We start from the raw sequence: 24,471 nt of genomic DNA, 5'->3' as shown, positions 1-24,471 counted from the left end.
GCGTAAACCGTCTTTCCTTCTCTCTTCATGTGAAGAAAGAATCTATCCGGTATTAGCTCCGGTTTCCCGAAGTTATCCCAGTCTTACAGGCAGGTTGCCCACGTGTTACTCACCCGTCCGCCGCTAACGAACAGGAGCAAGCTCCTATTCATTCGCTCGACTTGCATGTATTAGGCACGCCGCCAGCGTTCGTCCTGAGCCAGGATCAAACTCTCCGAAGAATGTTTGACTTGCTCATTTGCTTTTAAAGTGTGTGCTCACTTAAAATTAACGTTGGCGCTTTGTTTTGTTCAGTTTTCAAAGAGCAATTTCGTTGCCGTTTCTTTCGAAAGCGACTTTATTATAATAACAAATACTAGCCATTAAGTCAACCGTTTTTTTGATATTTAATATGAGAAAGTATCTTAAAAAACACGCTCATTCAATAGCAGCTTTTATAATATATCAGCAGGGAAATAATCCGTCAATACTTTTTGCACTAGAAAAATTTGCTTTATAGTTTTTCTATTGTTTCTGTTCCTTGAATGTCTGCTTTGTCCTCATGTATTTCATACATTCCATCGCCGGGGCGACTCTTTTATATAAGTTGAACAAAATCTTATATCTCTCCTCCATCGCTCGCTTTACGATATGATCAATCCGCTCATCCTGCAAGTCGAACAAGATTTCATCGAGTTCCCTTTTTACGATGTATTCCATTTCTTTTTTTTCGATTTCATTAATCATTAAACCCAGCATCATTTCACCTCAAGCTCTATTTTTCTTTTATATTTTCCCGAACCGCTTCTTTTATAATCCGAAATTATGCATAAAGCTTGGAATTCAACCATAGGATGAAGCAAGAGTGGTGGACGAGGTGATTCTAAAATGAATTTTTTTATGGTGATTAGTGCACGTAGAATGAAACAATACGGGCTTGTGATTCTGACAGCTTTATTCGCGGCTTGGTTTCTTTTTTTGCAGAATATGTTACATACTCCTGTTTTTTCAACGTCAGACGGACCAAAGGCCATTTATAAAGGGGAGAAGAATATCGCATTAACCTTCAACATCGGCTGGGGAGATGAACGGGCTCTGCCAATCCTGAAAACACTGAAAGAAGAAAAAGTGAAATCTGCCACATTTTTTCTTTCGGGATCTTGGGCAGAGAGGCACCCTGACGTCGTGGCTAAGATTGTAGAGGAAGGCTATGAGATTGGGCTGCTGGGATACTCTTATAAAGATTATTCGGATATAAAGGACGAAGAGATCACCAAGGATATATCGAAAGCACAACAGGTATTCAAAAAATTAAATGTTAAAGACATCGAGCTGCTACGGTCGCCTACTGGTCATTTTGATAAGCGCCTGCTTAAGATCGGGGAGCGTTTTGGATATACTATCGTCCACTGGAGCATCGATTCGAAGGACTGGACGAATCCCGGGATCGAGGACATTGTTCAGAATGTCGATCAAGCTCGCAAGGGAGATATTATTCTTTTACATGCCTCCGATTCTGCTAAGCAGACAAATAAGGCACTGCCACAACTGCTTGAGGAAATCCGATCTAAAAACCTTAGCATGGTGACCGTATCAGAAATGATTTCTAACTCAAGTGCAAGGAATGAAGAAATAAAGTGAAAAAAGGGGCTAAGCTGCAACAAGCTTAACCCCTTTTTTGTTATTTCACCTTTACTTTTTTCTTAGTCCCAGGTTTCGCAGCCTGCTGTTTTTCTGCTCGCTTGCTCTCCAGCTCCTGTTTTGACCTTTCAATCAGCTTATTCAAGATCAATAGTTGGTAAGCATTGCATGCGAGCAATGGAAACAGCATAAAATACAACCAGTCTTCATTGTTTACGCGTAAAACCGGTACCCATTCAAGCGTGGTTACAACCGTCATAAAAAACAAAGCGGGAATAAATGCCTGTTTGTTGGTTTGTTTCATCTTTACATATGCGGTCACCAGGCCGACGACCAACAAAAATAAAGCAAGCGCAAGATATGATCCAATGCCCTCCCCATCGGCAAACGTCACAAAACGCAGATAAACGAGATCAAACAAGACAAACAAGATAATCATAATCTGTACTGCATTCCATAATTTAACGCTCTTAAATATTCCGAGCCCGAACCGGTGAATAGTCAAATAGGCAAAATATCCGGCCTGGCTGATTACACTAAAGATTAAGCCTACCCCAAACATCCAGATAAACGTGGAGACAATCTCTCCTAAGTCGAAGGATGTAAACAGCGGTGCAAATTGCTCCCAACGGGCAATAAATCCAACAATCCCCGCGGTAACCCCTCCGACAAGCAAGGTGGTCATAAATAATCGTACGATATTACGGCTATTCATCATTATCCCCCATGAACATTCTTTATATATCTTTGATTGTACCAATCCGTCCTTCAAAAATCTACATAATCTAACATCGAATAAAATTCGCCCAGAGGAATCATATTAACAATAAGAAGTCATGAAAGGGGCTCTTATAATGAGATCCAGAGTTTTTTTAATTCTGTTCTCCATGATGTGTCTCGTTGTGACCGGCTGCGCTCAGAACGGGACGGGCGGAGAAAATACTGATTATGAACAAACGAAAAAGATGGTTGTCGATATTTTAAAAACAGATGATGGGAAAAATGCAATAAAAGATGTTATGGCTGGTGATGGAATGAAAGACCAGCTTATTATGGATCAGAAGGTTGTTTCTGACACGTTAGAAAAAGCTGTAACATCTGATAAGGGGAAGAAATTTTGGGAAAAAGCCTTTGAAGATCCGAAGTTTGCGGCAGCTTATGCCAACAGCATGAAGGACGAACACGAAAGACTGATCAAGGATTTAACAAAGGATCCGCAATATCGCGCCATGATAATTGAGATACTTAAGGATCCTTCCTTACAGGATGAATTTAAGTCATTGGTTAAAAGCAAGGAAATGCGGGAGATGTCAAAGAGTACCCTGATCGAAACAATGGACAGCCCGCTTGTAAAAGCTAAATTAGCTGACATCCTGTTAAAAGCGGCGGAAGAAACACCGCCTCAATCAGGTGGAGGCGGTCAAGAAGGACAGGGACAGCAAGGCGGAGGCGGACAATAACAAAAAAACGGCTGACTCATAGAAGTCAGCCGTTTCATATTTATTTTTCAAGGATACCAATCGTCTTTTGCGCAATTTCGGTATAAATTCTCCCCAAACGGTGATCCTCCGCATATATCGATGGGGCAAAGTCTTCATCGTTCCAATCGGGCTGCTCAAGCGGAAGCTGCCCTAGTATTTCTGTACGAAGTTCTTCTGCAAGCTTTTCCCCGCCGCCTTTTCCGAAAACATATTCTTTTTCGCCGGTAGTCTTGCTTTCAAAGTAAGCCATGTTTTCTATAACACCGATCACTTCATGTTCCGTTTTGATTGCCATTGCCCCTGCTCTCGCCGCAACGAATGCCGCTGTCGGATGAGGAGTTGTGACAATGATTTCCTTACAAGACGGAAGCATAGAGTGAACATCCAGGGCAACGTCGCCGGTTCCTGGCGGCAGGTCGAGCACTAAATAGTCGATATCTCCCCATTCCACCTCGTTAAAAAAGCTGTTCAGCATTTTTCCCAGCATAGGCCCTCTCCAGATAATAGGCGCATTGTCTTCAACAAAAAAGCCCATACTCATCACTTTTACGCCAAGACGTTCAACCGGGATAATTCTTTCGCCGCGAACTTGCGGCCGCTTCGAAATCCCCATCATGTCAGGCACACTGAAGCCATAAATATCGGCATCGACAAGGCCCACTTTTTTGCCGAGACGGGCAAGAGCAGTCGCGAAATTAACGGAAACCGTAGACTTTCCTACGCCCCCTTTGCCGCTCGCAATCGCGATAAACTTCGTCTTGCTGTTTGGTCCAAGCAATCCGACATCAGCACTGTCCTGTGGCATATCAGTGCGGTGCTTGGCCAATTCTTCCTCAGGAAGATCGGTGAAACGAATGCCGACTGAATCCGCTCCGCCACCTTTCAATATTTCAACAATCTTGGTCTGCATTTGAAGCTGTTCACCTGTACCGGTTTTAGCAATAGCAATTTTAACGCTTACATAATTCTTTTCCGGTTTTATTTTTACTTCAAGGATTCCGCCTGTTTCCGCTAAACTTTTATGAAGAAAAGGGTCTTGAAGGTCCTTTAGTAAATTCAGTACTTTCTCTTCTGTTAACACACCCGGCACCTACCTCTTTTTTATTCTTTTTTCCCAAATAAGTATAACATATAAATTCCGTATTGCTTATGCAGCAAGTTTGAAAAGTTCCGCATATAAAGAAAACCCTGATTGGAATTCAGTTTTCTTATACAGATAGAAAAAAGCCGGACATCATTTCTTCCGGCTTAAGGCTTATATTCGTTATCCAATAGCTTATCTTCGGAAAAATAACGCAGAACCCCTTTGTATACAGCTGCTGAAATTTTTTCTTGATAGGATTCTTTTAGCAAGTTTGCCCTGTCTTCCGAATTCGAAAGAAAGCCTATTTCTACCAAGGCACCCGGCTTCTTGGCATTTCTCATGAGATATACATTATCAATCAGCTTCGCTTCTCGGTTTGTATTCTCTAAATTCCGTTTGATTTCGGCCTGGATAAACTTAGCGACTTGCTCATTTTCTTCATATCGTCTTGTATAGAATGTTTGGGCACCCTTCCACTGGCTTGACGGGAACGCATTAAGATGGACACTCAGGAACAAATCCGCCTCGGAGTTGTTGATCATTTTAACCCTATTTTGTAAATCTTGACGTTTCCGGTTGCGGATTCCCTTTGTATGTTCATCAGCCAAATCGCTATCATCTTCTCTTGTCATAATGACAAGAGCCCCTTGTTCCTGCAAAAAATCCCTGATTTTAAATGTGACCTTTAACGCTATTTCTTTTTCGAGCACCGACTGTACATTGGCCCCGCCGTCAGGACCCCCATGGCCGGCATCAAGAATAATGATTTTTCCGGATAAAGGCAAATTCCATGAATTCCACGAATCATCTTCTACAAACTTTACTGTCACGATTAAAAATAAAACAATCAATCCAATCGCAAAGCCGGTATATTTTAACTTCTTCCGCATATCCCGTCTCCTCCCGCTCGTCCTATATATAAAAAATATGGGACAGGGGAAGAAAATAGAACATGACACGCGTTGAAGTTCTTAATGAAGCCTCATTTTTCTCCGTCTTTCGCCTTTTTCAAAGCCATCTTTCCACCAGGCCCCTATATAGGCTTCACAGCGGTAATAGAGACTCTCGTTTTGCATATCGTTATCGCCGACTTTTCCCCAATAAAGGATAAAGTTAAACAAAGTATCACTAAGATGTTTTTCTTCTTTGCTGCTGCGGTTCCGGGCTTCTTCCATCGTCTCTCCGTAATACCCGAATTTACTGTAATTTGCACCGAGCAGGAAAGCCTCAATCGCGACATCGCAACTGGCTTCTTCAAGCACATCGGTAAAATAATCCCCGCTCACCCTATCTGAACCGAAAAATTCCTGAACCCTGCTTTTTAATATGTCAATCGAAAGTTCCCTTAAGATCTTTCTGTCGTATTTAATCTGTTTTGCCTTCTGCTTCTCTGTCAGCGTTGTAATCACATTCATTTTATACACCCCATGAATCCCATAGTTCTTCTCCAATTCCCCGGTCTATTCCAGGGGATATGCCATTAGTTTTCGCCTAGACCACTTTGTGATGCTACTCTTTTTCAGTTTGTTGATGGCAATTATTTATTGGGTGCTTCACGGCTAAAAAGGAGAAGATATTATTTATCAGGACATGAAAAAAAACCGACCTGTTTTAGTCGGTTCCTTCGTTCATGATCCTTCTCCCTGTCTTCTGTAATGGAGAAGTTCCTTTGCGATATTTCATAATGCCATCATCTCGCTTTGCGGAAACTAGCGTGTCTTAGTATCCAGCTCGGCTTCGATTTGGGAGACCTTCGAAGACTCAGCCATACGCCAATAGACAATAAAACTAATGGCAATACAACCAGCTACATAGTAGTAGAAGAGCGACTCTACTCCAATATTCTTCAGCCATAGCGCAATGAATTCCGCCGTCCCTCCGAAGATCGCTACGGTAAGTGCATAAGGGAGTCCGACGCCAAGGGCACGGATCTCAGTCGGGAAGAGCTCAGCTTTCACGATTGCATTGATAGAAGTGTAACCGGTGACTATGATGAGACCTACCATCATAAGTAAGAAAGCAATCAAAGGGTTATTTGCCTGCTCCATGAACAGGAATATCGGCACCGTCAGCACTGTTCCGAGTATACCGAAACTCATTAATAGCGGACGACGCCCAATCCGGTCGGACAGCGCGCCGGCAAGCGGTTGAAGCACGACGAATATTAACAGGGCAATAAAGTTAATCCAGCTGACGACCTCCTTGTCGAGGCCCACCGTATTCACCATGAACTTCTGTATATAGGTCGTGTAAGTATAGAAGGCGACCGTTCCGCCAAGCGTGAGTCCGACCACAGTCAGCACCGCTTTCGGGTGTTTCATTAAAGCCCGAACGGTCCCGGCATTCGCCCGGGTTTCAGAACCCATTTTTGAGAACTGCTCCGATTCGTCCATTGTGCGGCGCAGCCACAATACGGCCAAGGCTCCCATCGCTCCGATGACGAAGGGAATCCGCCAGCCCCAGGACATCATATCGGATTCGCTGAGCACTTGCTGGAGTATGATCTGCACTCCCAGTGCCACCATCTGTCCGGCAACAAGTGTGACATACTGGAAACTCGAGTAGAAGCCGCGGCGGCCGCTTGAGGCCATCTCGGACAAATACGTTGCCGACGTTCCATACTCTCCTCCTAACGACAACCCTTGAAGCAGGCGTGCCAGAACGAGGATAATCGGAGCCATTATACCAATCGTGCCATAACCCGGGGTGCAGGCAATGATCAGAGAACCCCCTGCCATGACGGTGATGGAAAGCGTCAACGCGGCGCGGCGGCCATGGCGATCGGCATAGCGGCCCATCAACAGGCTGCCTAATGGGCGCATCAGGAAGCCAACGGCGAAGATTGCCGCCGTGTTGAGCAGTTGGCTAGTGGAGTCTCCTTCGGGAAAGAATGTTGCTGAGAAATATACGGCGAAAGCTGAATAGACATACCAGTCATACCATTCGATCAGATTTCCTACCGAACCTTTGAAGATGTTGCCTGTGATGCGTCTTGTGTTTGCTCGTTCATTGGATTGATTCATTCTTATCCTCCTCCTGAAGTACCGGTGCAGACGCTCCTTAGCCGTGCGTCAGCACACACATGGTTTGTAACTATAAAAACACTTCTTTTAAATCTAAATATGTAAGATCATTTCATAATTATCACATAATTCTAAAATAAAAGATATATTTAAACAATTCCTGCAAGATGGAGGAATAAAAGCAGATTCTTACCCCTAAAATTTTATTCCATAATCATCAAATATTATTTTGAGGCATAAAAAAGACCCCCAACCAAAATGGTTGAGAGCCTTTGAAGCGTGTGATTAACGCTTTGAGAACTGAGGTGCACGACGAGCGCCTTTAAGTCCGTATTTTTTACGTTCTTTCATACGAGCGTCACGAGTCAATAGTCCTGCAGCTTTCAATGAGCCGCGGTATTCTGGATCGACTTGAAGCAATGCACGAGCGATGCCGTGACGGATTGCGCCAGCCTGGCCAGTGTATCCACCGCCACTAACATTTACTAGTACATCATAGTTACCAGTTGTTTCAGTAGCAACTAGTGGCTGCTTTACTATTTCACGCAGTGCTGCAAATGGGATATATTCTTCAACTTCACGTTCGTTAACAATAATGCGGCCTTCGCCTGGTACTAAACGTACACGGGCAACTGAGCTTTTGCGACGACCAGTACCATAATATTGAACTTGTGCCAAGATAGTAACCTCCTTATTAATTATCCGCGTAATTCGTATACTTCAGGCTGTTGAGCTTGATGCTGGTGCTCGTTTCCTGCATATACGTGCAATTTTTTGTAGATTTGACGACCTAGAGAATTCTTTGGAAGCATACCTTTGATAGCAAGTTCAAGCATTCTCTCCGGGTAGTTCGTACGCATTTCAAGAGCAGTTCTTGTTTTTAAACCGCCTGGATGCATAGTGTGACGGTAGTAGATCTTGTCAGTCAATTTCTTACCAGTCAATTCGATTTTAGAAGCATTGATTAGAATTACATGATCACCAGTGTCAACGTTCGGTGTAAAAGTTGGTTTGTGTTTGCCGCGTAAAATGGTCGCTACTTCACTTGCAAGACGTCCCAAAGTTTTACCTTCAGCGTCTACAACGTACCATTTACGTTCAATTTCATTAGCTTTCGCCATAAAAGTTGTACGCATGATTACCCTCCTAAATAGATCAATAGTTATATTTATTTTCAATCACAATAAGTTTTTTCCGGGGCTTATCGTGGGATTAAAATACATACCATATTATATTAAACTCTCCACATAGCATTGTCAAGAAAATGTTACACCAGGATTAGTTGTTACAAGAAATGCGGAAGCGCCCAGCAAGTATGAAACATCGACTAAAATCTTCCACATCGTGTGGCAAACGTCGATGTCAGCCCATCCTGGGCAAGTCGTGACAGGCATAAGATGAACCGCGAGGAGGCAGTTCCCAGTGGTTTGGCTTAGAGGAACCTCGGCTAACCCGTTAATAAAGGAAGAACGACTAAGAACGCAACATCCTGTTGCAACGTCGTTCTGACCCACATCCTGTGGGCCCCCGAACGGCTGGGCGCTGGCCGACTAAGACCGCCACTGTGGCAAGTCGGCGCAAGTCACGTCCTGTACGTCGCAGTTAGACATCCATCAAAGTTAAAAAAGTTCCACTTATTTACCTATAAAAAACTTCCCACAAGTACAAGCCTTGTCCCGGCACCGTTTTTCCCGCGAAACTGCGATTCTTTTTTTGCAGGATCTCCGTTATGTCTTCGGGTTTTTTCTTCCCTGTGCCAATATCAAGCAACGTTCCGACAAGGATGCGGACCATATTGTATAAAAAACCGCTTCCTACAAAACGAAACAGAAGCATGCCGTCTTCCTCAAGCAGTTCTATTTCCCTTAGCGTCCGGACTTTATCGGCCCTTTCCGTTTTGGCCGAGCAAAAGCTTGTGAAATCATGAGTACCTAAAAGCATTGGGATGGCTTTTTCCATGGCTTGATAATCCAATTCGAATGGAAAATGATAAGCATAGTTTTTTTTGAATGGATCCCTTTTTTTCGAAAGAGAGATTTTATATCGATATTCCTTGCCCGTGGCATCGAATCGGGCATGAAAATCAGCAGCCACTTCATTAATAGAAATGACCACTATTTCTTCGGGAAGAAGGGCATTCAGTGCTTTTTCCCAGTTTTCGGCCTGGAAAGAGTAAGGGGAATCAAAATGGATGACCTGCCCCATGGCATGAACTCCTGAATCAGTCCGTCCAGAGGCATTTACTTTTATCATCTTGCCTTTATGCATGTTACACAATGCCTTCTCCATTTCCGATTGGACGGTCCGCTTATTAGGCTGAACCTGATATCCCGCAAACAAAGTGCCATCATAAGAAATAATACATTTATATCTGTGCATACTTCTCCCTCAATTTGAACGAAATACAAACAGTAAGACCGCTAAAATAACAAGGGCGACCATTAAAAGCGTGTCAATCGTATGCCAGCTTAATTGGCGGTATTTCGTCCGCCCTTCGCCGCCCTTGTATCCGCGTGCTTCCATCGCAATGGCCAACTCTTCTGCCCTCTTAAATGAACTGACAAACAAAGGAACCAGAAGGGGAACAATCGCTTTTACCCGCTCTTTAATCGGACCGGACGTAAAATCGACTCCGCGTGCTGTCTGTGCTTTCATGATTTTTTCGGTTTCTTCCATTAGAGTTGGAATGAACCTCAAAGAAATCGACATCATTAACGCAAGTTCATGTACCGGCATTTTCCACTTCTTAAGCGGACCGAGCAGCTGCTCTATGCCATCGGTAATCGAGATCGGCGACGTCGTCAGTGTTAATAGCGAGGTCACTAAAATCAAAAAGGTGAAACGTAACGAAATATAAATCCCCTGGCGTAGACCGCCTTCGTATATTTTAACAAATCCAAGCTCAAAAATAGGCGAGCCTTCCTTTGTGAAAAAAATATGCAGCAGTAACGTAAATAAGATTAAGAATAAAATCGGTTTCAGTCCGTTGAAAAGGAAGCGGACGGGAATTCTTGAAATAGCTATAAGGGCAAATGTAAACACAGCAAGTATCGAATAAGTTATCAGATTGTTAGCAAGAAATACGATGCATACGAATATGAAAACGAGCAATAATTTAGAACGGGGGTCCATTCGGTGAATCGGTGACTCCAGCGGAACATAACGCCCGAAAATCATTTTATCCAGCATTAGCGGCTCCCCCGTTCCATAACCCGTTTAATTTCCCCGGCCAAATCTTCAATGCTTAAACAAGGATGATCAAAACGGATTCCCATTTCTTTTTGCAACTGTAATTGAAAACGCACGGTATTAGGCACATCCAGCCCTAATTCTATCAGTTGTTCCGGCTGGGAAAATATCTCCAGGGGCGTTCCTCTCTGATAGACTGTACCTTTGTGCATAATCACGATTTCATCCGCATACCTGGCTGCATCCTCCATGCTGTGAGTAACCAGAACTGTGGTGATGCCTTGTTCTTTATGAAGCCGGTAAAACATGTCCATTATTTCCTTGCGGCCGCGCGGGTCCAGGCCTGCTGTCGGCTCATCAAGCACGAGTACTTCCGGTTCCATGGCAAGGACTCCGGCTATGGCTACCCGCCGCATTTGTCCGCCAGATAAATCAAAAGGCGATTTTTCGAGCATATCTTCCGAAAGGCCAACGAGTTCTAAAGCATTCCTTGCCTGTACCTTTGCTTTCTCTTTAGGCACACCAAAATTAATCGGGCCAAAACAGATATCCTTTTCCACCGTTTCTTCAAACAACTGATGTTCTGGAAATTGAAAAACAATCCCGACCTTTTGCCGGATCGGACGTAGCTGTTTTTCCTTTCGGCCGGATTCAATTGTACGGTCGCCAATGATCACTCTGCCCTTCGTCGGTTTGATAAGAGCATTCAAATGCTGAAGCAGTGTTGACTTACCTGAACCAGTATGGCCAATGATCGCTACTGATGAACCGGGGGTGATTTCCATATTAACATCATGAATCGCCAAACGTTCAAAAGGCGTATCGATTTGGTAGCGGTATTCTACATCTTGGAGTTTAATTCGCATAAATCCTTCACCAACTCTTCTTCTGTTAAATGACTATCAGCCAAATTAAGGTCCTGTTCACGCAATGCCTTGCTTAATTTCACGGAAAAAGGGATATCCAAACCTAAAGCAATTAATTCATCTTCCATAAGAAATATTTCACTCGGAGTCCCCTGACGATAAAGATGCCCCTGATTCATCACAATAATCCTGTCTGCTTTAGCCGCCTCTTCCAGGTCGTGAGTGATCGAAATGACAGTCAGTATATTTTCATCCTTTAATTCACGAACCGTATGAAGCACTTCCTCGCGTCCACGCGGATCGAGCATAGATGTTGCTTCATCCAAAATGATAATATCCGGCTTTAGGGCGAGCACTCCTGCTATCGCAACCCGTTGCTTCTGGCCGCCGGAAAGATGGTGCGGCTCTTGATTAAGAAATTGATCCATTTTCACTTTGCTTAGAGCTTCCTGGACACGTTCAACCATCAAACCCTGCTGAACTCCCAGGTTTTCTAAACCAAAAGCCACATCATCCTGAACAGTAGACCCTACAAATTGATTATCAGGGTTTTGAAAAACCATACCAATCTTCTTTCGAACGTCCCACACCGTTGTCTCAGAGAGCTCTACATCATTGATAGAAATGGATCCAGATTCAGCATACTGCAGGCCATTTAGAAGCTTTGCCAGCGTCGATTTTCCTGAACCATTATGTCCTACGATCGCGAGCCATTCACCCTTATAGACATCAAAGCTTACCCCGTCTATGGCATTCAGGTCCTGGCCTTCATATTTAAAAGTAACATCCTTTAATGTAACAAGCTTGTCCGCCATGTCTACCCTCCTACTAATCGTAATCAACAAGCAGTTATTGATAACCATACACGTAATGAGATATCGTCAAAAATATCTATTCGTCTTACATTTCGATAATCACTCTTAAATTTGAATACGCAAAAGATCCCTAATCCCTGTTCATATTGTAGCTTTTCAAACTATTTTTGAAAATAAAAAAACGCTGCACCCCTTCCACCGAATGTGGTTCGGTAAATTAAGAGCAGCTTATCAATCAACCCAGGGCGTCCTTGGGTATCTTCTTATTTAACGCTTGTAAAAAGCGGGAAGGGGTGCTTGAGCTAGACGTGAAGGGGAACTTGAAGTTCGCCAGCCATCGTAACACTCAATTCGCGTATTCTTGTAAGTAAATCTAGAGATGATAAAAGAAAAAGGGCGAAGAACAAGTTAGATGTTCAACTGTCCCGCCCCGATTAAACCGCTGTTTAAACTAACTCGATAACTACGACTGGTGCACCATCACCGCGGCGCGGACCAATTTTCATGATACGAGTGTAGCCACCTTGGCGTTCTTCATAACGCGCAGCGATGTCGCTGAATAGTTTTTGAACTGCGTCCTGGCCATTTTCAGCGTTGGCTACTTCATTGCGAATGTAAGCAGCTGCTTGACGGCGAGCATGTAAGTCTCCACGCTTGCCAAGAGTGATCATTTTTTCTACAACTGACCGTAATTCCTTTGCGCGTGCTTCTGTCGTTTCAATGCGCTCATGGATAATAAGGTCTGTAGCTAAATCACGAAGTAATGCTTTACGTTGTGCGCTAGTGCGTCCTAACTTTCTGTAACCCATTTGAGAGATTCCCTCCTTTGTTGAAGTTATATAATCTGTTAATCAGGTTTGCAGGCAAAATGACTAGTTAAGTCATCAGTCGTCTTTACGCAGACCTAAGCCTAACTCATCTAATTTTGCTTTCACTTCTTCAAGTGATTTACGTCCTAAGTTACGTACCTTCATCATATCTTCCTCTGTTTTATGAGCAAGCTCTTGAACAGTGTTGATACCGGCACGCTTTAGGCAGTTATAAGAACGAACAGAAAGATCCAGTTCCTCAATTGTCATTTCCAGAACTTTTTCTTTTTGATCTTCTTCTTTTTCAACCATGATTTCAGCATTTTGAGCTTCGTCAGTTAGCCCGACAAAAATATTCAAATGCTCTGTTAAAATCTTAGCTCCAAGTGCTACCGCTTCCTGTGGACCGTTGCTTCCATCAGTCCAAACATCAAACGTCAGCTTGTCATAGTTTGTCATTTGTCCAACACGTGTGTTCTCTACTTGATAGGAAACACGCGAAACAGGAGTGAAAATGGAGTCGATAGGAATCACGCCGATTGGCTGATCATCTCTCTTGTTTTGCTCAGCAGGAGTATAACCGCGACCACGTCGTGCAGTTAATCTCATACGCATATGACCGTTTTTTCCTAACGTCGCAATGTGTAAATCCGGATTTAAGATTTCCACGTCACTGTCATGTGTAATGTCTGCTGCCGTAACTACTCCTTCATCCTGCACATCAATTTCAAGCGTCTTTTCTTCATCGGAGTAAATCTTCAGAGCTAGTTTTTTCACATTAAGAATAATAGAAGTAACATCTTCTACAACGCCTTCAATTGTTGAGAACTCGTGCATAACTCCATCTACTTGAATAGATGTGACAGCGGCACCTGGGAGTGAGGATAATAGAATACGACGTAAGGAGTTACCTAATGTTGTACCATACCCACGCTCTAGTGGCTCGACGACGAACTTACCGTATTTGGTGTCATCGTTGATTTCAACCGTTTCGATTTTTGGTTTTTCTATTTCTATCATTAATAAACCCTCCTTCAAAACGTCGAAACCCCGGTTCGTTTATATACATTCAAACGTAACCGAAATTCCCCATGCATACGTTCCCGATTGTGCGCAACAACTGAACTAATCATTCTGTAAGAACGCAAACTTGTTATTATATCCCATTATTGACCAAAGATGCATGATCTATACAGAAAAATTAGACACGGCGACGTTTTGGTGGACGGCATCCGTTATGTGGAACTGGAGTTACATCTTTAATTGCAGTTACTTCCAAACCAGCAGCTTGAAGAGCACGGATTGCAGCTTCACGTCCAGCACCTGGTCCTTTAACCGTAACTTCAAGAGTTTTCATGCCGTGTTCCATTGATGTCTTAGCAGCTGTTTCAGCAGCCATCTGTGCAGCGAACGGAGTCGATTTACGAGATCCACGGAATCCTAGAGCACCGGCGCTTGACCATGAAATCGCATTCCCATGAGAGTCAGTAATTGTAACGATAGTGTTGTTGAATGTAGAACGGATATGTGCAATACCTGATTCGATATTCTTTTTCACACGACGTTTACGTGTATTAGTTTTACGTGCCATGAAATGTAACCTCCTTTACTGATTATTTTTTCTTGTTAGCTACTGTACGACGAGGTCCTTTACGCGTACGAGCATTGTTCTTTGTATTTTGTCCACGAACCGGAAGACCGCGACGGTGACGCAATCCGCGATAGCTGCCGATTTCCATTAATCGTTTGATATTTAGGGATACTTCACGACGAAGATCACCTTCTACCTTTAACTTATCGACGATCTCACGAATTTTGTTTAGCTCGTCTTCAGTTAAATCGCGAACACGAGTGTTCTCAGAAACACCAGCTTCTGAAAGAACTTTAGCCGCTGTTTGTTTACCAATACCAAAAATATATGTTAAAGAAATGATAATACGCTTATCACGTGGAATATCTACACCAGCAATACGTGCCATTGTAAGTAGCACCTCCTTCTATATTAGCCTTGTTTTTGTTTATGTTTAGGGTTTTCGCAAATAACCATAACTTTACCTTTTCTGCGGATAACTTTACATTTCTCGCAGATTGGCTTTACTGATGGTCTGACTTTCATTGCTATCTAACCTCCTTATACAGATCGGAGCGTACCAGATTATTTGAATCGGTATGTGATTCTGCCGCGAGTTAGATCATACGGGGAAAGCTCAACCGTAACCTTATCTCCAGGCAAAATGCGAATGAAGTGCATACGAATTTTACCGGATACATGAGCTAAAACAGTATGACCATTTTCTAATTCTACCTTAAACATAGCGTTTGGCAAAGTCTCAGTGACTTTCCCTTCAACTTCAATTACATCATCTTTCGCCATTAAATAATTCTCCCTTCTGTTCAGCAATGTGCTCAGGTCGTAAATTCACTTTGAACCATTGCCCTATGTGTGCACCCGATTCTCATCCACGCAAATCATTTGCCTAAAGACTGGTTAAAATATCATACCCTGTTTCAGTGATTGCGATAGTATGTTCGAAATGAGTACACTTTTTTCCGTCGACTGTTACTACGGTCCAGTCATCCTCTAAAGTCTTAACATATCTGCTTCCGGCATTCACCATTGGTTCAACAGCGAGCACCATACCAGGCTTTAACCGAGGACCTTTATTTGGTAGACCGTAATGAGGAATGTCAGGATCCTCATGTAAGTCTTGACCGATTCCGTGACCGACATACTCTCTGACGATAGAGAAGTGATTAGCCTCGACATAGGTTTGAATAGCATGGGAGATGTTTGAAAGGCGCTCGCCTGGCCTAGCCTCTTTCAACCCTCTATATAATGACTCTTCGGTTACATCTAAGAGCCGCTGTGTTTCTATATCAATGTTGCCCACCGCATATGTCCAGGCAGAGTCACCATGATAGCCGTTAAACTTGGCTCCGATATCAATGCTGATGATATCTCCTTCATGTAGCGCCCGAAGTCCCGGAATACCGTGAACAAGTTCACTATTGACAGATGTGCAAATACTGCCGCGAAATCCATTATACCCTTTAAAAGAGGGGATTGCATCATGTTTGCGTATAAAGCTGTCAGCTACTCGATCCAACTCTTCCGTTGTGATGCCGGGAGCGATATGTTTCTTTAACTCTTGGTGAGTCAAAGCGACAATACGTCCAGCTTCACGCATGATTTCGATTTCACGCGGAGTCTTACATATGATCATTAACGCAATCCTCCAAGCAGTTCGTTAACATCCACAAATACTTGATTGATATCCTGTTGTCCATTGATATTGCGAACGTAGCCCTTTTCTTCATAGAAATCAAGTAGAGGCTTTGTTTGTTTCAAGTTCACGTCTAAACGGTTTTGTACAGTTTCTTCATTATCATCTGCGCGTTGATAAAGCTCTCCGCCGCAGCGGTCGCATTTTCCTTCTACCGCTGGAGGATTGAACACTAAGTGATAAGTCGCTCCACAGTTTTTGCAAATACGTCTGCCAGTTAAACGCTCCATAAGGATGTTTTTATCAACATCAATATTGATGACATGATGAATTTGTCGATCTAAATCAGCAAGAATGTTTTCAAGCGCTTCAGCCTGAGCCACCGTGCGCGGAAAGCCGTCAAGGAGGAAGCCTTTCTTGCAATCTTCTTTGCTTAATCTTTCACGGACGATGCCGATTGTCACCTCATCAGGAACAAGCTCACCTTTATCCATGAATGATTTAGCCTGTAAGCCAAGTTCCGTACCATCTTTGATAGCTGCCCGGAACATATCTCCAGTAGAGATATGAGGGATGTCATATTTTTCTACGATTCTTTCGGCTTGAGTACCTTTCCCGGCACCCGGTAGCCCCATTAGCACAAGATTCACATTATTTCCCCCTCAAACTCTATAATGTGTTTTGGGAACTCATAGGGGGTCCCCATAACTCATTACTTTATAAAACCTTTATAATGGCGTTTCACTAATTGAGCTTCCAACTGCTTCATCGTATCAAGAGCAACGCCCACTATGATTAGCAAGCTCGTTCCGCCGATTTGTGCGGATTCAGGCAAGCCTGCAAGTTGTATGAAAACCACCGGTAAAACAGCGATAACCGCCAGGAAAATAGAGCCAACGAACGTTAACCGGTATAGAACACGCGTTAAGTAATCTTGAGTGTTTTTACCAGGTCTGATTCCCGGAACATAACCGCCCTGCTTTTTCAAATTATCTGCCATTTGTTCAGGGTTGACCTGAATGAAGGCATAGAAATAAGAGAAAGCAATGATGAGTGCAACATAGACGACCATCCCAATCGGATGGGAGTAGTCGAATGTTTTGTCAATCCAGCGTGTTACATCATTGGGGCCAAAAAACGACGCAATCGTTCTTGGAGTTATTATGAATGCCATGGCGAAGATTACCGGAATAACCCCAGCCGCATTTACTTTCAAAGGCAGATGTGTCGATTGGCCGCCAGCTTGCTCGCGGCCAGCCGCAGCACGCTTGGCATATTGAATCGGAATCTTACGTAAAGCTTGTTGAATGAAAATAACGGCAACCACAATCGCAAGAACGGCCACTAAGATGAGAGCCATCGTCGCAATTCGCAAGAAAAGCTCTTCTCCCGCATTTTCAAACTGTTGAGCATATATCTGATTAACTGTAGTAGGTATACTCGCTACAATCCCAGCGAAAATAATGATAGAGATTCCATTACCTACACCCTTTGCAGTAATTAGCTCTCCCAACCACAAGAGAAAAGCCGTTCCTGCTGTTAATACAGTCGCGATAAGCAAATACGTTCCAACTCCAGGGTTTTGTATAAGTTGACCACCAGCCATATTATTAAAGCCGTATGACATACCTAACGCCTGGATAAAACCAAGAATAATCGTTGCATAGCGGGTAAACTGAGCTAATTTACGACGGCCGACCTCTCCTTGCTTGGACCATTCAGTGAACTTAGGAACAACGTCCATTTGCAATAGCTGAATGATGATCGATGCCGTGATATACGGCATAATTCCCATCGCCAAGATTGAGAAGTTTTGCAGCGCGCCGCCGCCAAAGGTGTTTAAAACACCAAAGACGCTTAGCTGGTCTTGTGTAGCTAACAGTTCAGCATTCACATTCGGTACAGGGATAAATGTACCGATGCGATAGACAACTAACATTAAAAGGGTAAATATGATTTTGTTTCTTATATCACCCACGCGCATAAAGTTGGAGATCGTACGAAACATTAAATCACCTCAGTTTTACCACCGGCAGCTTCAATAGCTTCTTTTGCAGTAGTGGAGAATTTGTGAGCTTTAACAGTAAGCTTTTTCTCAACATTACCTTTGGCAAGAATCTTGATTCCTGCTTTTTCTTTGCTTACGATACCAGTTTCAATTAATAAAGCTGGTGTAACTTCTGTACCCTCTTCAAAGCGATTCAGGACGTCAAGGTTAACAATCGCATAGTCTTTACGGTTGATGTTTGTGAAACCGCGTTTAGGCAAACGTCTGAATAAAGGAGTTTGACCTCCTTCAAATCCAAGGCGAACACCGCCGCCGGAACGAGCGTTTTGACCTTTATGACCTTTACCGGCTGTTTTACCGTTTCCGGAACCGATCCCGCGACCTTTGCGTTTACGTTCTTTACGAGAACCTTCTGCAGGTTTTAATTCATGAAGTTTCATGTTGGCACCTCCTTGTTATGAGAGAAATTATTTTATTGTTCTTTTACAGTAACAAGATGAGCAACTTTGTTAATCATACCGCGAATAGCAGGGTTATCATCATGAACAACTGTTTGATGCATTTTGCGTAGACCCAGTGTGTTAACTGTAACGCGTTGGTCTTCAGGACGACCAATCAAGCTGCGAGTAAGGGTGATTTCTAATTTATTAGCCATTTGAATTCCCTCCCTTATCCTAACAGTTCTTCGACTGATTTTCCACGTAACTTAGCTACGTCCTCAGCACGTTTTAATTGCTTTAATCCATCGATTGTTGCACGAACCATGTTAATTGGTGTGTTTGTACCTAGTGATTTTGAAAGGATATCACTTACTCCGCCTAGTTCAAGTACCGCACGAACAGGACCACCTGCGATGACTCCAGTACCTTCAGAAGCAGGTTTTAAAAGAATGTGACCCGCGCCAAAATGACCGTTTACAAGGTGTGGAATTGTTGTACCAACCATAGGTACGGTGATTAAGTTTTTCTTAGCATCTTCGATTGCTTTGCGGATGGCATCCGGTACTTCTTGAGCTTTCCCAGTTCCGAAACCAACGTGGCCGTTTTTGTCACCTACAACAACAAGTGCAGTGAAACGGAAACGACGTCCACCTTTAACAACCTTAGCTACACGGTTGATAGTAACAACGCGCTCTTCAAGTTCTAATTTATTAGGATCGATACTACGACGCATCTGTTTTGTCCCTCCTTTTTCCATTAAAATTCTAAGCCGTTCTCACGAGCAGAGTCAGCTAATGCTTTAACACGACCATGGAAAAGGTAGCCACCGCGGTCAAATACCACAGTTTTGTAACCTTTCTCGATTGCGCGTTTCGCAATTAGTTCACCGACTTTTACAGCTGCATCAGTATTGCCTTTAGATTCGACGCCGACCTCTTTATCAAGTGTAGAAGCACTTGCAAGAGTTACACCGCTTAAATCGTCAATCAATTGTGCGTAAATGTGTTTGCTTGAACGGAACACATTTAAACGAGGACGAGCTTCAGTTCCAGAAAGCTTTGCACGAACACGTGCATGTCTCTTCTTACGAACAGAATTTTTATCAGCCTTCGTAATCATTTACGTCACTCCTTTCGTTTTACTTATGTGTTGCATTACTTACCTGTTTTACCTTCTTTACGACGCACATATTCGCCTTCGTAACGAATACCTTTGCCCTTGTATGGCTCTGGTGGACGAACATCACGTATGTTTGCTGCAAGAGCGCCTACGCGTTCTTTGTTCGCGCCTTTTACGATGATTTTAGTATTAGAAGGGACTTCAACTACAACACCTTGTTCAGGTTCGATCTCAACTGGGTGAGAGTACCCAACGTTAAGGATTAGTTTTGTACCTTGTTTTTGTGCACGGTATCCAACACCAATAAGTTCAAGAGATTTCTCGAAACCTTTTGATACGCCTTCAACCATATTTGAAATAACCGCGCGAGTGGTACCGTGTAAGGCACGGTGTTCTTTTCCGTCAGATGGACGGGTTACTGTAAGAACATTCTCCTCGACGCTAATTGTCATATCAGGATTAAAAGATCTAGCTAATTCTCCTTGAGGTCCTTTAACTGTAACGTTGTTTTTGTCAACCGTAACAGTTACGCCATTCGGGATTTCAATCGGTTTTTTACCTACGCGTGACATCTAGTGCACCTCCATTCGTGTTAGAAATATATTACCAAACGTATGCTAGTACTTCTCCGCCAACTTGTTTAGCGCGAGCTTCTTTATCAGTTAAAACTCCAGTAGAAGTAGAAACAATAGCGATACCTAAGCCGTTAAGCACACGTGGAACTTCTCCAGTCTTTGCGTAAACACGCAAACCAGGTTTGCTGATACGTTTTAGACCAGTGATTACACGTTCATTGTTTGAACCGTACTTAAGGAAGATACGGATGATACCTTGTTTGTTGTCTTCAATGAATTCCACGTCACGTACGAAGCCCTCACGCTTTAAGATCTCTGCAACTTCCTTCTTGATCTTTGAAGCTGGAACTTCCAATTTCTCGTGACGAACCATATTCGCATTACGGATGCGAGTAAGCATATCTGCAATAGGATCTGTCATGACCATTTTTATTTACCTCCTTCCCAAAGTCGGGTTTTACCAGCTAGCTTTTTTCACGCCAGGGATTTGTCCTTTATGTGCAAGTTCACGGAAACAAATACGGCAAAGCTTAAATTTACGTAATACAGAATGTGGTCGACCGCAACGTTCGCAGCGTGAATATTCTTGTACTTTAAACTTCGATCCGCGTTTTTGCTTCACAATCATGGATTTTTTAGCCACGTTTTCGCCTCCCTTTATTTAAGATTACTTTTGGAACGGCATTCCGAATCCAGTAAGTAGCTCACGAGCTTCTTCGTCAGTTTTGGCAGTCGTAACAATTACGATGTCCATACCGCGAACCTTGCTCACTTTATCGTAGTCAATCTCAGGGAAGATAAGTTGTTCTTTAATCCCTAAAGTGTAGTTCCCGCGACCGTCAAAAGACTTCTTAGAAATCCCACGGAAGTCACGTACACGTGGTAAAGAAACAGAAACTAGCTTATCAAAGAATTCATACATACGCTCACCGCGCAATGTAATCTTTGCACCGATAGGCATACCTTCACGAAGACGGAAACCAGCGATAGATTTTTTCGCTTTTGTTACCACCGGCTTCTGACCAGTGATTAACGTTAGCTCTTCAACAGCATTGTCCAATGCTTTTGAGTTAGCAACAGCGTCACCTACACCCATGTTCACTACGATTTTTTCGATTCTTGGTACTTCCATTACAGATTTATAATTAAACTTGCTCACTAGAGCAGGAGAAATTTCTTTTTGGAATTTTTCCTTTAGGCGGTTCATTACGTTACCTCCCTTCTTCAATGACTTATTTATCTAACAATTCACCTGATTTTACAGCAATACGTACTTTTTTGCCGTTTTCAACTTTGTAACCAACACGGGTTGGTTCACCTGATTTCGGATCTAATGGCATAACGTTCGATACGTGAATAGCAGCTTCTAAGCTCAAAATTCCTCCTTGCGGATTATCTTGAGAAGGCTTAGCGTGCTTTTTCACGATATTGATTCCTTCAACCAGCACACGGTCGGTTTTAGGAAACGCTTCAAGAATCGTTCCTTGTTTGCCTTTGTCCTTACCAGAGATGACTACGACTTTGTCACCTTTTTTAACATGCATTAGCTTCGCACCTCCTTGAAAGGCTTTTACGAGATTTATTCATTATAGAACTTCTGGAGCAAGAGAAACGATTTTCATGAAATTGCTGTCACGAAGTTCACGGGCAACAGGTCCAAAAATACGGGTACCACGTGGGCTCTTGTCATCACGGATAATTACACATGCATTTTCATCAAAACGAATGTAAGTACCGTCAGGACGACGTACACCCCGTTTAGTACGGACAATAACTGCCTTCACAACTTCACCTTTTTTAACAACGCCCCCTGGTGTTGCTTGTTTTACTGTGCATACGATGACATCACCGATGTTTGCTGTCTTGCGGCCAGAGCCACCAAGAACTTTAATAGTAAGAACTTCACGAGCGCCAGAGTTGTCAGCGACTTTTAAACGAGATTCTTGTTGAATCATGTACGAAACCTCCCTTCGGAATTAGCATAATCCGAACATAGATTAAATAATTACAGCTTTTTCTACTACTTCCAATAGACGGAAGCGTTTAGTAGCGGAAAGTGGACGAGTTTCCATGATTCTCACAGTATCGCCTACTTTTGCTTCGTTTAACTCATCATGAGTCTTTAATTTCTTAGAGTATTTAACACGCTTCCCGTAAAGAGAATGTTTTTTATAAGTTTCTACAACAACTGTTATCGTCTTATCCATTTTGTCGGATACCACGCGTCCGGTGTAGACCTTGCGTTGGTTGCGTTCGCTCATTATGCAAACCTCCCCTCAATTATCGATTATTGACACCGATCTCTCTTTCACGAACAACCGTTTTCATACGAGCGATCGATTTGCGCACTTCACGAATACGCGCTGTATTTTCAAGTTGACCAGTAGCTAACTGGAAACGAAGATTAAATAATTCTTCTTTTAGAGATTTTACTTTTTGTTCAATTTCGGCAGTGGTTAGGTCTTTAATTTCATTAACTTTCATTCGATTCACCACCAATTTCTTCTCGTTTCACAAACTTACATTTGATCGGAAGTTTGTGTGCTGCAAGACGCAATGCTTCTCGGGCCACCTCTTCAGGGACACCTGCGAGTTCAAACATGATCTTGCCGGGTTTAACGACAGCAACCCATCCTTCAGGAGCACCTTTACCGGAACCCATACGTACTTCCAAAGGCTTGGCAGTGAAAGGCTTGCTTGGGAAAATTTTAATCCAAACTTTACCGCCACGTTTCATATGACGAGTCATAGCAATACGGGCAGCTTCAATTTGACGGTTCGTGATCCAGGATGCTTCTAAAGCTTGAAGACCGTACTCACCGAAATGTACTTCAGTACCGCCTTTTGCATTCCCTCTCATCTTACCGCGATGTTCACGACGGTATTTAACACGTTTAGGCATTAACATAATTATTTTCCTCCTTCCTCTGTTTTCTTCTTAGTAGGAAGAACCTCTCCACGATAGATCCATACTTTTACGCCAAGCTTACCATAAGTAGTGTCCGCTTCAGCTGTAGCATAGTCTATGTCAGCGCGAAGTGTGTGAAGTGGAACTGTTCCTTCGCTGTAGTGTTCAGAACGAGCGATGTCAGCACCGCCAAGACGACCGGAAACTTGTGTTTTGATCCCTTGAGCACCAGAACGCATTGTACGTTGGATCGCTTGTTTTTGTGCACGACGGAAAGAAACACGGTTTTCTAATTGACGAGCGATGTTTTCAGCAACTAGTTTCGCATCAAGATCTGCTCTTTTGATTTCAATAATATTGATATGGACACGTTTGCCTGTTAATTGATTTAACGCTTTACGAAGCGCTTCAACTTCAGTACCGCCTTTACCGATAACCATACCCGGCTTCGCAGTGTGAACTGAAATGTTAATGCGGTTAGCAGCACGTTCGATTTCAACCTTTGATACAGAAGCATCACTTAAGCGTTTCGCGATATATTCACGAACCCTAAGGTCTTCATGCAAAAGATCAGCATAGTCTTTACCTGCGTACCATTTAGATTCCCAATCACGGATGATCCCGATACGCAAACCGACTGGATTTACCTTTTGACCCACAGACTATCCCTCCTTCTTTTCTGATAAAACGATAGTAATATGACTAGTACGTTTATTGATTGCACTCGCACGGCCCATAGCACGTGGACGGAAACGTTTCAATGTTGGTCCTTCATTCACATAAGCTTCTGAAACAACCAAGTTATTGATATCCATTTCGTAGTTGTGCTCTGCGTTAGCAACTGCAGATTTTAATACTTTTTCTATAACTGGAGAAGCAGCCTTTGGAGTTAAGCGAAGAATCGCCACCGCTTCACCTACTTGCTTACCTCGAATTAAATCAGCGACTAAACGGATTTTACGAGGAGCAATACGAACTGTTCTAGCAACAGCTTTTGCTTGCATGAGATGCCCTCCTCTCATTAACGTCTTGTTTTCTTGTCATCACTTGCGTGACCCTTGTAAGCACGTGTTGGAGCGAATTCGCCCAACTTGTGGCCTACCATGTCTTCAGTTACATATACCGGTACGTGTTTACGACCATCATAGACAGCGATTGTGTGACCGATGAATTGTGGGAAGATGGTTGAACGACGAGACCAAGTTTTTACAACTTGTTTCTTGTCAGATTCATTTAACTTTTCTACCTTAACCATCAAATGCTCATCAACAAAAGGTCCTTTTTTCAAACTGCGACCCATGTAAGTTCCT

Annotated in this window: 40 protein-coding genes and 1 rRNA gene; 2 read left to right on the top strand and 39 right to left on the bottom strand. The window is 43.1% G+C overall.

Features of this window, described 5'->3' with window-relative positions; translation table 11 throughout:
• Positions 1 to 221 (bottom strand): 16S ribosomal RNA (locus LQ216_RS18975); the annotation flags it as partial.
• Positions 222 to 504: 283 nt separating this feature from the next.
• Complete coding sequence (locus LQ216_RS18970; protein WP_230131098.1) at positions 505 to 738, bottom strand: hypothetical protein; 234 nt, start codon at positions 736 to 738, stop codon at positions 505 to 507.
• Positions 739 to 867: 129 nt separating this feature from the next.
• Between LQ216_RS18970 and pdaB the strand changes: the two genes are divergently transcribed.
• On the top strand, positions 868 to 1,620 hold the full coding sequence (pdaB, locus tag LQ216_RS18965; protein WP_230131090.1) for a polysaccharide deacetylase family sporulation protein PdaB: 753 nt from the start codon (positions 868 to 870) through the stop codon (positions 1,618 to 1,620).
• Between the two features lie 40 nt (positions 1,621 to 1,660).
• Here pdaB and LQ216_RS18960 read toward each other — a convergent pair whose 3' ends face one another.
• Positions 1,661 to 2,335: a KinB-signaling pathway activation protein gene (locus LQ216_RS18960; RefSeq protein ID WP_230131087.1), complete on the bottom strand. Its 675-nt coding sequence runs from the start codon at positions 2,333 to 2,335 to the stop codon at positions 1,661 to 1,663.
• A 139-nt stretch (positions 2,336 to 2,474) separates the two neighbouring features.
• Here LQ216_RS18960 and gerD point away from each other — a divergent pair, with 139 nt between their 5' ends.
• Positions 2,475 to 3,080 (top strand): spore germination lipoprotein GerD, encoded by a 606-nt coding sequence (gerD, locus tag LQ216_RS18955; protein WP_230131085.1) that lies wholly within the window; start codon positions 2,475 to 2,477, stop codon positions 3,078 to 3,080.
• 40 nt (positions 3,081 to 3,120) lie between these two features.
• Here the strand turns inward: gerD and LQ216_RS18950 are convergent, their stop codons facing one another.
• The 36 genes from LQ216_RS18950 to rpsS form a co-directional block, all read right to left on the bottom strand.
• Positions 3,121 to 4,182 carry an Mrp/NBP35 family ATP-binding protein gene (locus tag LQ216_RS18950; protein ID WP_230131083.1) on the bottom strand — a complete coding sequence of 354 codons (1,062 nt, stop codon included), beginning with the start codon at positions 4,180 to 4,182 and terminating at the stop codon, positions 3,121 to 3,123.
• Between the two features lie 167 nt (positions 4,183 to 4,349).
• Positions 4,350 to 5,075, bottom strand: coding sequence for an N-acetylmuramoyl-L-alanine amidase CwlD (gene cwlD, locus LQ216_RS18945; RefSeq protein ID WP_230131082.1), 726 nt, complete (start codon positions 5,073 to 5,075; stop codon positions 4,350 to 4,352).
• A gap of 81 nt (positions 5,076 to 5,156) precedes the next feature.
• Entirely contained in the window at positions 5,157 to 5,600 is a 444-nt protein-coding gene (locus LQ216_RS18940; protein WP_230131080.1) for a YbaK family protein, read from the bottom strand.
• 294 nt (positions 5,601 to 5,894) lie between these two features.
• On the bottom strand, positions 5,895 to 7,208 hold the full coding sequence (locus LQ216_RS18935) for an MFS transporter (RefSeq protein ID WP_230131078.1): 1,314 nt from the start codon (positions 7,206 to 7,208) through the stop codon (positions 5,895 to 5,897).
• Between the two features lie 285 nt (positions 7,209 to 7,493).
• Complete coding sequence (gene rpsI / locus LQ216_RS18930) at positions 7,494 to 7,886, bottom strand: 30S ribosomal protein S9 (protein ID WP_117303841.1); 393 nt, start codon at positions 7,884 to 7,886, stop codon at positions 7,494 to 7,496.
• A gap of 20 nt (positions 7,887 to 7,906) precedes the next feature.
• Positions 7,907 to 8,344 carry a 50S ribosomal protein L13 gene (gene rplM, locus LQ216_RS18925; RefSeq protein ID WP_230131076.1) on the bottom strand — a complete coding sequence of 146 codons (438 nt, stop codon included), beginning with the start codon at positions 8,342 to 8,344 and terminating at the stop codon, positions 7,907 to 7,909.
• A gap of 120 nt (positions 8,345 to 8,464) precedes the next feature.
• Entirely contained in the window at positions 8,465 to 8,722 is a 258-nt protein-coding gene (locus LQ216_RS18920) for a hypothetical protein (protein WP_230131074.1), read from the bottom strand.
• A gap of 124 nt (positions 8,723 to 8,846) precedes the next feature.
• Positions 8,847 to 9,587, bottom strand: coding sequence for a tRNA pseudouridine(38-40) synthase TruA (gene truA, locus LQ216_RS18915; RefSeq protein ID WP_230131072.1), 741 nt, complete (start codon positions 9,585 to 9,587; stop codon positions 8,847 to 8,849).
• Positions 9,588 to 9,596: 9 nt separating this feature from the next.
• Positions 9,597 to 10,397 carry an energy-coupling factor transporter transmembrane protein EcfT gene (locus LQ216_RS18910; RefSeq protein WP_230131069.1) on the bottom strand — a complete coding sequence of 267 codons (801 nt, stop codon included), beginning with the start codon at positions 10,395 to 10,397 and terminating at the stop codon, positions 9,597 to 9,599.
• Complete coding sequence (locus LQ216_RS18905) at positions 10,397 to 11,263, bottom strand: energy-coupling factor ABC transporter ATP-binding protein (RefSeq protein WP_230131067.1); 867 nt, start codon at positions 11,261 to 11,263, stop codon at positions 10,397 to 10,399. The genes LQ216_RS18910 and LQ216_RS18905 overlap by 1 nt, the downstream gene beginning before the upstream one ends.
• Positions 11,239 to 12,078, bottom strand: coding sequence for an energy-coupling factor ABC transporter ATP-binding protein (locus LQ216_RS18900; RefSeq protein ID WP_230131065.1), 840 nt, complete (start codon positions 12,076 to 12,078; stop codon positions 11,239 to 11,241). The genes LQ216_RS18905 and LQ216_RS18900 overlap by 25 nt, the downstream gene beginning before the upstream one ends.
• 446 nt (positions 12,079 to 12,524) lie before the next feature.
• Positions 12,525 to 12,887, bottom strand: a complete 363-nt coding sequence (rplQ, locus tag LQ216_RS18895; protein WP_230131063.1) for a 50S ribosomal protein L17 — start codon at positions 12,885 to 12,887, stop codon at positions 12,525 to 12,527.
• Between the two features lie 75 nt (positions 12,888 to 12,962).
• Positions 12,963 to 13,907 carry a DNA-directed RNA polymerase subunit alpha gene (locus tag LQ216_RS18890; protein WP_230131061.1) on the bottom strand — a complete coding sequence of 315 codons (945 nt, stop codon included), beginning with the start codon at positions 13,905 to 13,907 and terminating at the stop codon, positions 12,963 to 12,965.
• Between the two features lie 181 nt (positions 13,908 to 14,088).
• Positions 14,089 to 14,478, bottom strand: a complete 390-nt coding sequence (rpsK, locus tag LQ216_RS18885; protein WP_117303849.1) for a 30S ribosomal protein S11 — start codon at positions 14,476 to 14,478, stop codon at positions 14,089 to 14,091.
• 22 nt (positions 14,479 to 14,500) lie between these two features.
• Positions 14,501 to 14,866: a 30S ribosomal protein S13 gene (rpsM, locus tag LQ216_RS18880; protein WP_230131060.1), complete on the bottom strand. Its 366-nt coding sequence runs from the start codon at positions 14,864 to 14,866 to the stop codon at positions 14,501 to 14,503.
• A 23-nt stretch (positions 14,867 to 14,889) separates the two neighbouring features.
• Positions 14,890 to 15,003 (bottom strand): 50S ribosomal protein L36, encoded by a 114-nt coding sequence (gene rpmJ, locus LQ216_RS18875; RefSeq protein ID WP_003156543.1) that lies wholly within the window; start codon positions 15,001 to 15,003, stop codon positions 14,890 to 14,892.
• 39 nt (positions 15,004 to 15,042) lie between these two features.
• Positions 15,043 to 15,261: a translation initiation factor IF-1 gene (infA, locus tag LQ216_RS18870; RefSeq protein WP_101631925.1), complete on the bottom strand. Its 219-nt coding sequence runs from the start codon at positions 15,259 to 15,261 to the stop codon at positions 15,043 to 15,045.
• A gap of 103 nt (positions 15,262 to 15,364) precedes the next feature.
• On the bottom strand, positions 15,365 to 16,111 hold the full coding sequence (gene map / locus LQ216_RS18865) for a type I methionyl aminopeptidase (RefSeq protein ID WP_230131057.1): 747 nt from the start codon (positions 16,109 to 16,111) through the stop codon (positions 15,365 to 15,367).
• Positions 16,111 to 16,761 carry an adenylate kinase gene (locus LQ216_RS18860; protein ID WP_230131055.1) on the bottom strand — a complete coding sequence of 217 codons (651 nt, stop codon included), beginning with the start codon at positions 16,759 to 16,761 and terminating at the stop codon, positions 16,111 to 16,113. Before LQ216_RS18860 ends, map begins: the two co-directional genes overlap by 1 nt.
• A gap of 62 nt (positions 16,762 to 16,823) precedes the next feature.
• Positions 16,824 to 18,119 (bottom strand): preprotein translocase subunit SecY, encoded by a 1,296-nt coding sequence (secY, locus tag LQ216_RS18855; RefSeq protein ID WP_230131053.1) that lies wholly within the window; start codon positions 18,117 to 18,119, stop codon positions 16,824 to 16,826.
• Positions 18,119 to 18,559, bottom strand: a complete 441-nt coding sequence (gene rplO, locus LQ216_RS18850; RefSeq protein ID WP_230131051.1) for a 50S ribosomal protein L15 — start codon at positions 18,557 to 18,559, stop codon at positions 18,119 to 18,121. Before rplO ends, secY begins: the two co-directional genes overlap by 1 nt.
• 32 nt (positions 18,560 to 18,591) lie before the next feature.
• Complete coding sequence (rpmD, locus tag LQ216_RS18845; protein WP_101596716.1) at positions 18,592 to 18,774, bottom strand: 50S ribosomal protein L30; 183 nt, start codon at positions 18,772 to 18,774, stop codon at positions 18,592 to 18,594.
• A gap of 14 nt (positions 18,775 to 18,788) precedes the next feature.
• Positions 18,789 to 19,292, bottom strand: a complete 504-nt coding sequence (gene rpsE, locus LQ216_RS18840) for a 30S ribosomal protein S5 (RefSeq protein ID WP_230131049.1) — start codon at positions 19,290 to 19,292, stop codon at positions 18,789 to 18,791.
• 23 nt (positions 19,293 to 19,315) lie between these two features.
• The gene (gene rplR, locus LQ216_RS18835) at positions 19,316 to 19,678 is read right to left on the bottom strand and encodes a 50S ribosomal protein L18 (protein ID WP_230131047.1); all 363 of its coding nucleotides are present in this window, start codon (positions 19,676 to 19,678) and stop codon (positions 19,316 to 19,318) included.
• Positions 19,679 to 19,713: 35 nt separating this feature from the next.
• Complete coding sequence (gene rplF, locus LQ216_RS18830; protein ID WP_230131045.1) at positions 19,714 to 20,250, bottom strand: 50S ribosomal protein L6; 537 nt, start codon at positions 20,248 to 20,250, stop codon at positions 19,714 to 19,716.
• A 31-nt stretch (positions 20,251 to 20,281) separates the two neighbouring features.
• Positions 20,282 to 20,680 (bottom strand): 30S ribosomal protein S8, encoded by a 399-nt coding sequence (gene rpsH, locus LQ216_RS18825; protein WP_117303858.1) that lies wholly within the window; start codon positions 20,678 to 20,680, stop codon positions 20,282 to 20,284.
• 30 nt (positions 20,681 to 20,710) lie between these two features.
• Complete coding sequence (locus LQ216_RS18820) at positions 20,711 to 20,896, bottom strand: type Z 30S ribosomal protein S14 (RefSeq protein ID WP_230131043.1); 186 nt, start codon at positions 20,894 to 20,896, stop codon at positions 20,711 to 20,713.
• A gap of 24 nt (positions 20,897 to 20,920) precedes the next feature.
• Positions 20,921 to 21,460 carry a 50S ribosomal protein L5 gene (rplE, locus tag LQ216_RS18815; protein WP_230131041.1) on the bottom strand — a complete coding sequence of 180 codons (540 nt, stop codon included), beginning with the start codon at positions 21,458 to 21,460 and terminating at the stop codon, positions 20,921 to 20,923.
• Positions 21,461 to 21,485: 25 nt separating this feature from the next.
• Positions 21,486 to 21,797, bottom strand: a complete 312-nt coding sequence (gene rplX, locus LQ216_RS18810; protein ID WP_230131039.1) for a 50S ribosomal protein L24 — start codon at positions 21,795 to 21,797, stop codon at positions 21,486 to 21,488.
• 42 nt (positions 21,798 to 21,839) lie between these two features.
• Positions 21,840 to 22,208 carry a 50S ribosomal protein L14 gene (gene rplN / locus LQ216_RS18805; RefSeq protein ID WP_230131037.1) on the bottom strand — a complete coding sequence of 123 codons (369 nt, stop codon included), beginning with the start codon at positions 22,206 to 22,208 and terminating at the stop codon, positions 21,840 to 21,842.
• 42 nt (positions 22,209 to 22,250) lie between these two features.
• Positions 22,251 to 22,514 (bottom strand): 30S ribosomal protein S17, encoded by a 264-nt coding sequence (rpsQ, locus tag LQ216_RS18800; RefSeq protein WP_230131035.1) that lies wholly within the window; start codon positions 22,512 to 22,514, stop codon positions 22,251 to 22,253.
• Positions 22,515 to 22,533: 19 nt separating this feature from the next.
• Positions 22,534 to 22,737: a 50S ribosomal protein L29 gene (rpmC, locus tag LQ216_RS18795; RefSeq protein ID WP_117303864.1), complete on the bottom strand. Its 204-nt coding sequence runs from the start codon at positions 22,735 to 22,737 to the stop codon at positions 22,534 to 22,536.
• Positions 22,727 to 23,161 (bottom strand): 50S ribosomal protein L16, encoded by a 435-nt coding sequence (rplP, locus tag LQ216_RS18790; protein ID WP_230131033.1) that lies wholly within the window; start codon positions 23,159 to 23,161, stop codon positions 22,727 to 22,729. The genes rpmC and rplP overlap by 11 nt, the downstream gene beginning before the upstream one ends.
• Positions 23,162 to 23,163: 2 nt before the next feature.
• Positions 23,164 to 23,820: a 30S ribosomal protein S3 gene (gene rpsC, locus LQ216_RS18785; RefSeq protein WP_230131032.1), complete on the bottom strand. Its 657-nt coding sequence runs from the start codon at positions 23,818 to 23,820 to the stop codon at positions 23,164 to 23,166.
• 3 nt (positions 23,821 to 23,823) lie between these two features.
• Positions 23,824 to 24,165 (bottom strand): 50S ribosomal protein L22, encoded by a 342-nt coding sequence (gene rplV / locus LQ216_RS18780; RefSeq protein ID WP_230131030.1) that lies wholly within the window; start codon positions 24,163 to 24,165, stop codon positions 23,824 to 23,826.
• A gap of 17 nt (positions 24,166 to 24,182) precedes the next feature.
• On the bottom strand, positions 24,183 to 24,461 hold the full coding sequence (gene rpsS, locus LQ216_RS18775) for a 30S ribosomal protein S19 (RefSeq protein ID WP_117303868.1): 279 nt from the start codon (positions 24,459 to 24,461) through the stop codon (positions 24,183 to 24,185).
• Positions 24,462 to 24,471: the final 10 nt, after the last annotated feature.

The organism is Bacillus sp. CECT 9360 (assembly GCF_918741275.1).
In the GTDB taxonomy this organism is placed as follows: domain Bacteria; phylum Bacillota; class Bacilli; order Bacillales; family DSM-1321; genus Peribacillus.
Note: the sequence above shows the minus strand (reverse complement) of the source record. Positions and strands in the feature narration are given on the sequence as shown.